The sequence below is a fragment of the Microbacterium sp. genome (assembly GCF_031178525.1).
Taxonomy (GTDB): Bacteria; Actinomycetota; Actinomycetes; order Actinomycetales; family Microbacteriaceae; genus Microbacterium.
Window position 1 is genome coordinate 1 of record NZ_JAPSJA010000072.1, and the last position, 11,071, is coordinate 11,071.

Sequence of the window (11,071 nt, forward strand, 5' to 3'; positions counted from 1 at the left end):
AGCGGGATGACGCGGCGCATGCCCGACGGACCCGCGTGCAGGGCCTCGTCGAGCTCGAGGCCGATGCCGGCCACGCCGACGACACCCAGGATGACCGTGCCGCGGAGATTGATGTCGGCGCGATGCAGGGACACCGCGATCCACGCGGGAAGCGCCTGAGGGACCACGCCGATCCAGAACTCCTGCGCCTTGGATCCGCCCGCGGAGCGGATCGCCAGGCGCGGTCCCTCGTCGATCTGCTCGATGGCGTCCGCGAACATCTTCGAGATCATGCCGATCGAGTGCAGCGCGATGGCGACGATGGCGGGCAGCGTTCCGGAGTTGAACCACAGGAACGCGAAGAACACGACGAACGCGATGTCGGGGATTGCGCGGGCCAGCACGCCGATTCCGCGGCAGACGGCCATGACGATCGGCCCGGGGGAGGTGTTGCGCGCGGCGCCGTAGGCGACGGGGATCGACAGCAGCGCCGAGAGCGCCGTGGCGGCGATCACCAGCGCGAGGGTGATGACGACGGCCTGCAGGATCTCCCAGACCGGCTCCATGCCGACCCACTCGGACGTGAACGTCTTCACGCCGCCCGCACCCACGGTGGCGTAGACCTCGAAGCCCGGCCACTGCATCGGCAGGGCCATGCCGAGGAACCGCTGGATGTTGCCGGACGTCGCCTGGAGGCTCTGCATGCTGTAGTCGAGCGCGATGACCGACCACACGCCGGCCGCCAGGATGCCGATGATGACGGCGTACGAGACGACGGTGGACGCACGCGGCGCGGGGCGCTCGACGAGCGCGACCCGCTGGGCGATCGCGGTCATCACGAGGGGTCCTCCGCGGCGAAGTCCTGCTGCAGGCGGTCGCCCGCGTTGCGCTTCATCTCGGCCGCGAGCACCTGCTCGCGCGCCTCGGCGAGCTCGGCCGCCACGGCGTCGATCTCGGCGGTCGTGGTCGCGACGCGCCCGTAGATCTCCATGACCTGCTCGCGGGAGAGATTCTCGGTCGTCATGTCGAGCACGACCTCGCCGGCGCGCAGGCCGACGATCCGATCCGCCCAGCTGAGTGCGAGATCGACCTGGTGCAGCGAGCACACGACCGTGAGACCGCGCTCTGCCGCGATCTCGCGGACGAGCGCCATCACCTGGCTGGACGATTCGGGGTCGAGCGAGGCGACGGGCTCGTCGGCGAGCAGGATGTCCGGGTCCTGCATGAGCGCGCGCGCGATCGCCACGCGCTGCTGCTGGCCGCCCGAGAGCGTGTCGGCGCGCTGGTATGCGCGCTCGAGGAGACCGACGCGGTCGAGATGCTCGAGCGCCTTCTGCCGCAGGGCCTTCGGGTACGTGAGGATGCCGACGCGGGGGCCGGCGAGGGTCGCGAGGGCGCCCGTCAGCACGTTCTCGAGCACGGTGAGGGGACCCACGAGCTCGAACTGCTGGAAGATGAAGCCGATCCGGCCGCGCAGCGCGCGCAGCGCGCGTCCCTTGAGCGTCGCGACGTCCTGGCCGAGGGACACGACGGTGCCGGTCGTGGGCGTCTCGAGCCCGTTGATGTGACGCAGGAGCGTCGACTTGCCCGAGCCGGACAGGCCGAGCAGGACGAGGATCTCGCCGGGGGCGACGGACAGCGACACCCCCGACAGAGCGGGGCTCGACGATCCCGGGTAGGTCTTTCCCAGACCGTCGATCCGGACCGCGGTCGCGGTGCTCTGCGTGGGGGTGTCGCTGTTCGTCATCTCGGTTTCGCTCTCTCGTTCGGTTCCGTGAGGGCCCGGCGCTTACGCGCGGCAGGCCTCGACCTGGTCGGCGATCTGCTCGCACACGCTGCGGATCGTGTCGAAGTAGGCGTCGTCGACGGCCTCGAAGCCGAACCAGTTCTCCTCGAGGAACGCGTTCGACTCGATGCCCGCGGCCTCCAGGTCGGCCGAGGTGCTGTCGGCCAGGTTCTCGACCAGGACGTCCTTGACGTCCTGGGGCAGCGCGGCCTGCATGACGATCGGGGCGCCGGGGACGAGGAAGCGGTCGATCTCCTCGAGCGCGCCCTCCTCGATCAGCGGGTCGGCGTCGGCGTCCTGCGCGAAGCCCACGGTGCAGTCGGTGCCCTCGGCGACCTTGGCTGCGGTCAGGTCGTGCTCCTCGCCGTAGACGATGTCCGACTCGGGGACCTCGACGCCGGCGTCCATGAGCGCGGCGGTGGGGATGGCGCGACCCGAGGTCGACGTGGGGTTCACGAAGCACACCTTCTGGCCCGCGTACTCCTCGAGCGAGGCGGTGGGGTCGCCGGCCTTCTTGATGGCGACCGAGTAGTAGCCGGCGGGCTCGCCCTCGGCGGTGATCTGCGCACCGATCGGCTCGATCTCCGCGCCGGCCGCCTGCGACTGGTAGTACGTGAACGACGAGATCTGCGCCACGTCGATCTGACCGGCGGCGAGGCCCTGCACGACCGCGGTGTAGTCGGTCGCCTCGAAGAACTGGACCTCCTTGCCCGTGATCTCGGCGACCCAGTCCGCGATCGGCTGCGCGTCCTGGTCGGCGCCCTCGTGGTCGGGGAGCGTGGCGAACACGATGGTGTTCTCGTCCTGCGCGAACGTGCCCTCGGCGGCGGGCGCCTCGGCGCCGGTCGACTCCTCGGCGGCGGGGGTCTCCGACGACGACGGGGCCTGCGAGCAGGCGGCGAGGCCGAACGCGAGCGCGAGGCCCGCAGTGAGCGCGAGGCCGCGCTTCAGGGTGGTCTGCATGAGTACCTTCCGGGTATGTGAGATGCAGCGGGGAGAGTGCCGGCCCGGGAATCAGTCGCTGCTGTGTGGCCGACTCCGGCACCATAGGGCGGCCACCGCCCGCTCGTGTTGCCCTCCGGTGGCCCGAGGGTGAACGCGCCGTGAAGGTCCGTCGATGCGCGTCGGCCGACGGCCGTCTCGCCGGTCGGGGACGAAGCGCGGGGAGCAGCCGCCCCGATCGTCGAGCGCGCGAAGCGGGTCGAACGCGAGCGGCCGGACGCGACCCTCGTCAGCCCCGGCCGGGCAGCGTGGGAACGGCCGCGAGCAGACGACGCGTGTACGCGTGCTGCGGCCTCAGGAGCACGTCGGCGGTGGCGCCGCGCTCGACGATCTCCCCGTCCTTCATGACCGCGACCGTGTCGCACAGGCTCTGCACCACGCCGATGTCGTGCGAGACCAGGATGAGCGTGAGGGCTTCGCGCTCGCGCAGCTCGGCGATCAGCTGCAGGATCTGCGCGCGCACGGTGACGTCGAGCGCGGACAGCGGCTCGTCGCCCACCAGGACCCGCGGCCGGTGCGCGATCGCCCTCGCGAGCGCGATGCGCTGCCGCTGCCCGCCCGAGAACTCGTGCGGATAGCGTGCGGCCATCGCCGGGTCCAGGCCGACGTCGACGAGCACCTCGCGGACGCGCGCGGCATGGTCGCCCGGGATGCCGAGCGCCCACAGCGGTTCCGCGACGATCCTCTCCACGGTCATCCGCGGATCCAGCGATGCGTACGGATCCTGGAACACCACGCCGGTCTCGCGCCGCAGCCAGTGCAGCGAGCGGGCGGGAGCGGTCGCGTCGACGCGCCGGCCGTCGACGTCCACCGTGCCGCCCGAGGGGCGGTCCAACCCCAGCAGCAGCCGGATGAGCGTCGACTTGCCCGACCCGGACTCGCCGATCACACCCAGCGCGGATCCCGCGGCGACGTCGAGATCCGTGGGGCCCAGCGCGACGTTCTCGCGGCGTCGCGCGAACGGCGCCTCGCGCGGCAGCAGGTAGCGGCGGGTCAGACCGCGGGCGCGGACGATCGGATCGGTCATGAGCTCGCCGTCCCCGGGTCCCCGGACGCCGGCCTCCACAGAGTCGCGGTCGCGTCCCGCAGTAGCCCCTGCGTCACGACGTGTCGGGGCGTGGACAGGAGCTGGGCGATCGGTCCCTCCTCGACCACGAGCCCGTCCTCGAGCACGACGCCGTGCGTGGCGACCTGTGCGAGCACGGCGAGGTCGTGCGTGATGAACACGAGCGACATGCCGCTGTCCTTCACGAGTCCTCGCAGCAGCTGCAGGATCTCGGCCTGGATCGTCACGTCGAGAGCGGTCGTGGGCTCGTCGGCGATCAGCAGGCGCGGCGCGCACGCGAGCGCCATCGCGATCGCGACGCGCTGGCGCTGCCCGCCGGACAGCTGGTGGGGGTAGCGGCGCACGATCGACCCGGGGTCGGGCAGCCTCACGCGCCCGGCCTCCTGCACCGCGATGCGTCGCGCCTCGGCGCGCGAGACGTCGCGATGGATGCGCACGGACTCCGCGATCTGGCGCCCGACCGTCCGGATCGGGTTGAGGGCGGTCTGCGGCTCCTGGAAGACCATCCCGATCTCGTCGCCGCGCAGCCGGGCGAGTTCGCGGTCGGGAAGTCCGATGAGCTCGCGCCCGTTCCAGCGGATGCTGCCGTGCGCGGTCGCGCCGTCGGGCAGCAGGCCAAGGATCGCGAGCGCCGTGAGCGACTTCCCCGACCCGGACTCGCCGATGAGGCCCACGCGCGCGCCATCCGGCACCGTGAACGAGATGCCGTCGACGATGCGGCGTCCGCCGATCTCGACCGCCAGGTCTGTCACCTCGAGCGTCACGCCACCACCCCCGGCGTCGTGTGCGCGATGGCCTTGGGGCCCGGCGCGTGGTCGCGGCCGCGCAGGGTCGGGTCCGTCGCCTCGCGCAGGGCGTCGCCCAGCAGGTTGAGGGCGAGCACCGTGAGCGTGATCGCGAGTCCCGGCCACACGACCGACAGGGGGTGGATCTGCAGGTACTGCTGCAGCTCGCTCAGAAGCAGCCCCCACGACGGCTCGGTCACCGACGCGCCGAAGCCCAGGTACGACAGGCCCGCCTCGGCGAGCACGGCCACCGCCATGGACCACGACAGCTGCACGATGAACACGGGCGCGACGTTCGGAAGCAGGTGCCGGTGCAGGTTCTGCAGTCCCGTCAGCCCGGCGGCGCGTCCGGCCAGCACGTAATCGCTGCCGCGCACGCGGCGCAGCTCGGGGCGCGTGACGCGCGCGATGCTCACGCCGAAGCCGATGCCCACCGCCCACACGACCACCCACAGCGATCCGCCCCACACGGACGAGATCATCATCGCGATCAGCAGCACCGGGAACGCGATCAGGATGTCGATCAGCACCGCGACCGACTCGCGCATCCAGCGCGGCGTGAGGGCACCCAGCGCGGCCAGCAGGATGCCGACCGCCGTCGACACGACTCCCGCGCCGAGCGCGACGAACACGGTCGTGCGCGCCCCCGCCATCAGCAGGCTCAGGATGTCGCGTCCCGTGCCGTCCGTGCCGAGCAGGTGCGGCAAGCCGGGAAGTCCCCAGCGGGCCGCGATGTCGACGGTCTTCGGATCGAACGGCGTCCAGAACAGCGAGACGAGTGCCGTGACCCCGACGGCGGCCATCACGATCAGGCCGAACCTGCCGGTCGAGAGGCGCCACAGGCGCGCGAGCGTGCGCATCAGGCCTCCCGCTGCCGGGGGTCGATCGCGTGGTGCACGAGGTCGACGACGAAGCCGATCAGCAGCACGAAGCCCGTCAGCACGAGCAGCTCTCCCTGCACCATCACCAGATCGCGCGATCCGACGTCGGTCGCCAGCATCCGGCCGATGCCCGGCAGGTTGAACACGAGCTCGATCACGACCGCGCCGACGACGATGCCCGCGACCTGCAGCCCCAGCACGGTCACGATCGACAGCCCCACGGACGGCAGCCCGTGGCGGATGAGCGCCTGCGTGCGGGTGAGCCCCTTCGCGGCGCCGGTGCGGACGAAGTCCTGGCCCACGGCCTGCAGCGTGGCGCTGCGCACGAACCGCAGCAGCATCGCGCCCTCCACGATGCCGATCGTGAGCGCGGGCAGGATCAGGGAGCGCAGTGCGAGATCCGGCGTGCTCCAGCCCGAGCGCGGGAAGCCCTGGGCGGGCAGCCAGCCCAGCACGACGGCGAACAGCACGACGAGCATCATGCCCGCCCAGACCACCGGCACCGCCGCGAGCGCCTGCGACACGACGCTGATGGCCGTGCCGTCCCCCCGTCCGCGGCGTACGGCGGACAGGACGCCGAACGGCACGGCGATCAGCAGGGCGACGAGCATCGACAGCAGCCCGAGGGGCACCGTCACCTGCGCCTTCTGCCACAGCTGACCCGACACCGACGATCCGGTGAGCATCGACGTGCCGAGGTCGCCGCGCACGACGCCGCCGATCCAGGCGGCGTACTGCTCCCACAGCGGACGGTTCAGCCCGAGCTGCTCGCGGATGCGCGCGACCTGCTCCGCGGAGCCCTGCGTGCCCGCGATGAGCTGGGCGACGTCGCCCGGCAGCACCCGCAGCACCGTGAAGATGAGAGCGCTCGCCACGAGCAGGCCGACCACGAGGAGGGCCAGGCGCGTGAGCGCGTATCTGATCACGGGTGCGGGTGCTCCGGCTTCCGCGTCAGGGCGTCGAGAGCGCGACGGGCGAGAGGTCGATGCGCGAGTTGATCGAGTCGACCGGGAAGCCCGTCACGCCCTGACCGACCGCGGTGATCGTCTCGCCCGTGTACAGCCAGTCGGCCGCGTGGTCCTCGGCGACGATGCGCGCGGCTTCGGCCAGCAGCGCGGCCGACTCGTCGGCGTCGACCGTGGCCATCGCCTCGGCGTACAGCTCCTGCACCTCGGGGTTGTCATAGCCGAAGTAGTAGTCGGGGTTCGCGAAGTTGGAGAAATCGCGCGGCTCGACGTGCAGCACGAAGCTGAGGTCGTAGTCCTTGTTGGTGTAGACGTCCTGCAGCCACGTGCCGAACTCGACCGGGTCGACCTTCAGGTCGACGCCGATGTCGTTGAACGCTGACACGAGGTAGGTCGACACGGTCGTGCCGTAGAACGACGGGATCGTCAGGGTCAGCGACAGGTCCTCCTGCCCGGCCTCGGCGAGCAGCTCCTGAGCGCGCTCGGGATCGAACGGCGCCACGTCGGACAGATCCTCGTAGCCGGGGTCGAGTGCCGGGATCGGGCCGAACTGCGTCGCGCCCGCGCCGACCGCCTCGATGAGCGCGTCGTGGTCGATCGCGAGGCGCAGCGCCTCGCGCACGCGCACGTCGTCCAGCGGCTCGCGCTGGTTGTTGAAGGCGAGCGTCGCCTTGTCGGTCGTCGCGCCGCGCGTGAGCGTGAAGCCGTTCTGGCCGTCCAGCTGCGGCGACAGCTCGGGCTGCACGGCCGTGAGCACATCGAGGCTGCCGTCGAGCGCGGCGTTCACGCCGGCGGTGAAGTCGGGGATGTAGCTGACCTCGACCGTCGCCACGCCGGGGGCGTCGCCCCAGTAGTCGTCGAAGCGCGCGAGCGTGAGTCCGTCGCCCTGGGTCCAGTTCTCGAGCGCGAACGGGCCGGTGCCGTTGGCGGCGGTCTTCAGGTCGGTCTCGTCGCCCTCGTCGAACACGAGGCCCGCGGGACCCGTGAGCGAGAACAGCAGGTTCTGGTCGGGCTCGTCGAGCGTCAGCACCACGGTGCGCTCGTCGGGTGCATCGACCGCCGTCACGTTGGCGAGCTGCGCGTGGCCGATCAGCGTCTCGTCGTTGCGCACCTCGTTGTAGGTCGCCACGACGTCCGACGCGGTCAGCTCGCCGCCGCCGTGGAACGTCACGTCCTCCGCGAGGGTGAAGGTGTACGTGAGTCCGTCCTCGGAGATCTCGTAGTCCTCGGCGAGCGACGCGACGATCTCGTTCTCCTGCGTGCGGGTGACCAGACCCTCGTACACGTTGTCGATCAGGATCTGCTCGAGCGCCGCTCCGGAGGTGTGGCGGATGTCGAGGTTCTCGGGCTCGAGGACGAGCCCGAGGCGGAGGGTCGCGTCGGGGTCCGGCTCGCCGGTGGGCGCCTCGCTGGGCGTCGAGGTGCAGCCCGCCAGCGCGACGGCGGCGACCGCGAGGCCGGCGATGGCGAGGCGGCGCGGGTGGCGGAAGGGGAGACGGTGCATGGGTGTCCTCTCGGAGCGTGCGGCGCGCGTCGCGCCGAGCGGTTCGCCGGTCACGGCGTGTCCGCAGTCGGGTCGTCTGCGGCGCCCTCGGGGGCGACAGCCGCGTCGGGCGGGGGAAGTCGGTGGCTCCGCGTCGCGGACGGCGTGTGCTCGGCGCCGCCCGCATCGCCGAGGTGCGCCGCGATGAGCGCGCCCAGAGCGGCCGGCGCGACCTCCTGCACGTTGTGCGGGGCGTCGAGGGTCTCGATCGTCGCGGACGGAAGGCGGCGGGCGAAGTCGGCGGCGGCCGCGTCGTCGACGAACCCGCGCGTGCCGCGCACGAGCACGACGGGGGCGGTGATGGCAGCCAGGTCGTCCCATCCGCTGCCGTCGACCAGGGGAGCGGAAGCCGCGCCGGGCGCGGGAGCGGCGAGCGCCTGCTGTGCGAGGCGGGCGAAGTGATGCTTCCACTCCACGGTCGTCCTCCCATCCGGCCCGTCGTGGCGCACGCGCGTGTTGTGGAACACGCCGCGGCGGGTGTCCTCGAGCGAGCCGCCGAGACCGAACGCCATTGCCCGCCCGACGACCGCCTCGCGGGAATCGAACACCGTCTGCTCGTAGAAGCGGCGCAGCTGCGCCGAGCCGGCACCACCCGCCGCCCCGGGCGTGATGTCGACCAGCAGCAGGGCCGCCACGAGTTCGGGGCGCGCGGCGGCGATGGCGGCCGCGGTCAGGCCTCCCAGGGAGTGGCCCACGAGCACGACGGGCGCGCCCGCCCACTCCTCGATCGCCCGGATCGCATCGGGCGCGAGGGTGCGGGGACGGTAGTCGGCGTCGTCGCGCCACGACGAGTCGCCGTGGCCCGGGAGATCGAGCACGAGAGCCGGTGCGCCGAGCGCCAGCGCCGTGGTGTCCCACGTATGGGCGTTCAGGCCCGCGCCGTGCAGCAGCACGACGCGCGGGGTGTCCTCGCCGAAGCGCAGCGCGCTGAGCGCGCGGCCGTCGGGGAGGACGAGGTGGAGGCGCCGCGCGGTCGGCACGCGGACTCCCAGGCCGGCGGCCTGACCGGGAAGATAGGAGAACTCGTCGTGCGCTGCGGCGGCGGCCTCGGCGGCGTCGTTCTCTGTCACGGGATGCGTGCTTCCGGTCGGGCGGGGCACCGGCGGACGCCGGATGCGTCCCATTGTGCCGCCGTGGCGCGGGGCCGAGGAAATCGCGGATCAATTTGACCACTCCGCCGCTCGGAATCTTCGCGAATGGATGAAATATTCGGCTGTGCGTTGTGCACACTGATTCCGGCGTGATTCGGCGTGGCAGCGAAGTCGCTCGATAGGGTGTCATCATGGCCGAGTCGCGGGTGCATCTGTCCAAGTCGGAGCCGACCGCCTACAAGGCGCTCGACGCCTTCTCGCGCGAGGTGGGGCGCATCGCCCGTGAGAACGGGGTGGACGACCGTCTCAAGGAGCTCGTGCTGCTGCACTGCTCGCAGCTGAACGGCTGCGCCTACTGCGCGCGCATCCACTCCGACAGGGGGCTCGCCGCCGGCATCACGTACGACGACCTGGCTCAGCTGCCGGTGTGGCGCGAGTCGGGCGTCTTCAGCGCGCGCGAGCGCGCGGCGCTCGAGCTCGCCGAGGCCTACACCTTCATCCACCGCGACGGCATCCCGGACGACGTGTACGACCGCGTCGGCGCGGTGCTGAGCGAGAAGGAGTACCTGGGCGTGAGCTGGCTCGCGATCTCGATCAACGCCTTCAACCGCGTCGTCGTCGCCGGACGCTACGCCGTGCCGCCGCGCGCGGCCGACGTCGCCACCGCGCCGGCGAGCTCCTGAGCGGGCGGCGATGAGCCTGGTTCCCGGAGCGGTCAACTTCCGCGACATCGGCGGCCTGCCTGCCGGGCGCGCGCGCACGCGCTCGGGCGTGCTCTACCGATCCGGAAACCTCGCCGGGGTCGACGAACTCGGCGCCGCGGCGTTCCGTGAGCTCGGCGTGCGGCGCGTGATCGATCTCCGCTCGGATGAGGAGGTCGCCCACGCGCCCAGCCGTCTTCCCGACGTCGAGACCCTGCGCGTGCCGCTGTTCCTCGGATCCGTCACCTCCTTCTTCCTCGAGGACGTCTCGCTCGCGCAGATGTACAGCGCCCTGCTCGAGCGCTCCGGAGACCGCCTCGTGACCGCCATCCGCGGCATCCTCGGCGCGCAGCCGGTCGTGCTGCACTGCACGGTCGGCAAGGACCGCACGGGTGTCACGATCGCCCTGGCCCTGGCGGCGGTCGGCGTCGATGAGGACGCCGTCGTCGAGGACTATGCGCTCACCGAGCAGAATCTGCCGTCCTGGCGCGGCGACAGGACGCTCGCGCGGATCCGGGCCGCCTTCCCGGACGCGCAGCACCTGGAGGAGCTCGCGACGAAGTCGCCCGCGGCCGTGATGCGCGACCTGCTGCGGCAGGTCCGCGCGGAGCACGGGTCGGTCGCAGGGTTCCTCCGCGCCCACGGCATGTCGGACGAGGAGATCTCGGAGCTGCGGCGCGTGCTCGTGGAGGAGTGAGGCCTCCGTCCCGCCCAGCGGGCCGGCGCATCGGGAGAGAAGGTAAGGCAACCCTCAAACGGGCGTAGACTGAGTGATCATGTCCTCCGTCGATCAGCGTCCCCAGGGTGTCAGCGAGCACAGCGCCGCGGCGTGCCGCGCGCAGCGCCACACGCGCGTGCAGCACCTCGTGACCGCCGACGAGCAGTCGCTCGTCGACCTCGAGATGCTGCTGTCGACGCTGCCGATCTGCGCGACGGGGCGCGTGTTCATCGAGGTCCCCGACGCGAGCTGGATCTCGCACATCGCCGCGCCGCCCCGCATGGTCGTCACGTGGCTCGACCGGTCGGCGCGCTCGGGCGCTCCCGGGACGGGGCGCTCCTGCGCTCCCGGAGCGGCCCTGACGCGCGCGGTCACGGCGTGGGCCGACGAGATGATGTGCGGCGAGGGCGACCAGACCCGCGTGGACCTGCTCGGCGGCTACCTCGGCACGGCCGACATCGCCGACCACCTGACCGAGCGTCTGGGTGTCGCGCGCGAGCGCATCGGCGCGCCGGAGCGCTTCGGCCTGTTCCGCTGAGCGCGCCGAGCGCGGG

Annotated in this window: 12 protein-coding genes; 3 read left to right on the forward strand and 9 right to left on the reverse strand. The window is 72.0% G+C overall.

Annotation, left to right across the window (positions count from 1 at the left end; translation table 11 throughout):
* From RIF89_RS06705 to RIF89_RS06745, 9 genes are all read right to left on the reverse strand, one after another.
* Nucleotides 1–815 (reverse strand): ABC transporter permease subunit (locus tag RIF89_RS06705; RefSeq protein ID WP_309068358.1); only part of this gene is annotated, 815 nt, incomplete at its 3' end.
* Complete coding sequence (gene phnC / locus RIF89_RS06710) at nucleotides 815–1,726, reverse strand: phosphonate ABC transporter ATP-binding protein (RefSeq protein ID WP_309068359.1); 912 nt, start codon at nucleotides 1,724–1,726, stop codon at nucleotides 815–817. The genes RIF89_RS06705 and phnC, both read right to left, overlap by 1 nt.
* Nucleotides 1,727–1,768: 42 nt before the next feature.
* Nucleotides 1,769–2,728, reverse strand: a complete 960-nt coding sequence (locus RIF89_RS06715) for a PhnD/SsuA/transferrin family substrate-binding protein (protein ID WP_309068360.1) — start codon at nucleotides 2,726–2,728, stop codon at nucleotides 1,769–1,771.
* Between the two features lie 268 nt (nucleotides 2,729–2,996).
* On the reverse strand, nucleotides 2,997–3,794 hold the full coding sequence (locus RIF89_RS06720) for an ATP-binding cassette domain-containing protein (protein ID WP_309068361.1): 798 nt from the start codon (nucleotides 3,792–3,794) through the stop codon (nucleotides 2,997–2,999).
* A complete protein-coding gene (locus tag RIF89_RS06725) occupies nucleotides 3,791–4,597 on the reverse strand; it encodes an ABC transporter ATP-binding protein (protein WP_309068362.1) in 807 nt (268 codons plus the stop codon). Before RIF89_RS06725 ends, RIF89_RS06720 begins: the two co-directional genes overlap by 4 nt.
* Nucleotides 4,594–5,478 carry an ABC transporter permease gene (locus RIF89_RS06730; protein ID WP_309068363.1) on the reverse strand — a complete coding sequence of 295 codons (885 nt, stop codon included), beginning with the start codon at nucleotides 5,476–5,478 and terminating at the stop codon, nucleotides 4,594–4,596. Before RIF89_RS06730 ends, RIF89_RS06725 begins: the two co-directional genes overlap by 4 nt.
* On the reverse strand, nucleotides 5,478–6,425 hold the full coding sequence (locus RIF89_RS06735; protein WP_309068364.1) for an ABC transporter permease: 948 nt from the start codon (nucleotides 6,423–6,425) through the stop codon (nucleotides 5,478–5,480). Before RIF89_RS06735 ends, RIF89_RS06730 begins: the two co-directional genes overlap by 1 nt.
* A 25-nt stretch (nucleotides 6,426–6,450) precedes the next feature.
* Nucleotides 6,451–7,968 (reverse strand): ABC transporter substrate-binding protein, encoded by a 1,518-nt coding sequence (locus RIF89_RS06740; RefSeq protein ID WP_309068365.1) that lies wholly within the window; start codon nucleotides 7,966–7,968, stop codon nucleotides 6,451–6,453.
* Nucleotides 7,969–8,018: 50 nt separating this feature from the next.
* Nucleotides 8,019–9,077 carry an alpha/beta hydrolase gene (locus RIF89_RS06745; RefSeq protein WP_309068366.1) on the reverse strand — a complete coding sequence of 353 codons (1,059 nt, stop codon included), beginning with the start codon at nucleotides 9,075–9,077 and terminating at the stop codon, nucleotides 8,019–8,021.
* Nucleotides 9,078–9,289: 212 nt separating this feature from the next.
* Here RIF89_RS06745 and RIF89_RS06750 point away from each other — a divergent pair, with 212 nt between their 5' ends.
* From RIF89_RS06750 to RIF89_RS06760, 3 genes are all read left to right on the forward strand, one after another.
* The gene (locus RIF89_RS06750; RefSeq protein WP_375294444.1) at nucleotides 9,290–9,781 is read left to right on the forward strand and encodes a carboxymuconolactone decarboxylase family protein; all 492 of its coding nucleotides are present in this window, start codon (nucleotides 9,290–9,292) and stop codon (nucleotides 9,779–9,781) included.
* 10 nt (nucleotides 9,782–9,791) lie between these two features.
* A complete protein-coding gene (locus RIF89_RS06755; RefSeq protein WP_309068367.1) occupies nucleotides 9,792–10,496 on the forward strand; it encodes a tyrosine-protein phosphatase in 705 nt (234 codons plus the stop codon).
* Between the two features lie 79 nt (nucleotides 10,497–10,575).
* Nucleotides 10,576–11,055, forward strand: a complete 480-nt coding sequence (locus tag RIF89_RS06760; RefSeq protein WP_309068368.1) for an SIP domain-containing protein — start codon at nucleotides 10,576–10,578, stop codon at nucleotides 11,053–11,055.
* The last annotated feature ends 16 nt before the right edge of the window (nucleotides 11,056–11,071 follow it).

Bases quoted from the DNA above. Each gene is read 5' to 3' on its own strand.
- RIF89_RS06750 (WP_375294444.1), top strand. From the start codon at position 9,290: ATGGCCGAGTCGCGGGTGCATCTGTCCAAGTCGGAGCCGACCGCCTAC.
- RIF89_RS06715 (WP_309068360.1), bottom strand. From the start codon at position 2,728: ATGCAGACCACCCTGAAGCGCGGCCTCGCGCTCACTGCGGGCCTCGCG.
- phnC (WP_309068359.1), bottom strand. From the start codon at position 1,726: ATGACGAACAGCGACACCCCCACGCAGAGCACCGCGACCGCGGTCCGG.
- RIF89_RS06740 (WP_309068365.1), bottom strand. From the start codon at position 7,968: ATGCACCGTCTCCCCTTCCGCCACCCGCGCCGCCTCGCCATCGCCGGC.
- RIF89_RS06730 (WP_309068363.1), bottom strand. From the start codon at position 5,478: ATGCGCACGCTCGCGCGCCTGTGGCGCCTCTCGACCGGCAGGTTCGGC.
- RIF89_RS06720 (WP_309068361.1), bottom strand. From the start codon at position 3,794: ATGACCGATCCGATCGTCCGCGCCCGCGGTCTGACCCGCCGCTACCTG.
- RIF89_RS06755 (WP_309068367.1), top strand. From the start codon at position 9,792: ATGAGCCTGGTTCCCGGAGCGGTCAACTTCCGCGACATCGGCGGCCTG.
- RIF89_RS06760 (WP_309068368.1), top strand. From the start codon at position 10,576: ATGTCCTCCGTCGATCAGCGTCCCCAGGGTGTCAGCGAGCACAGCGCC.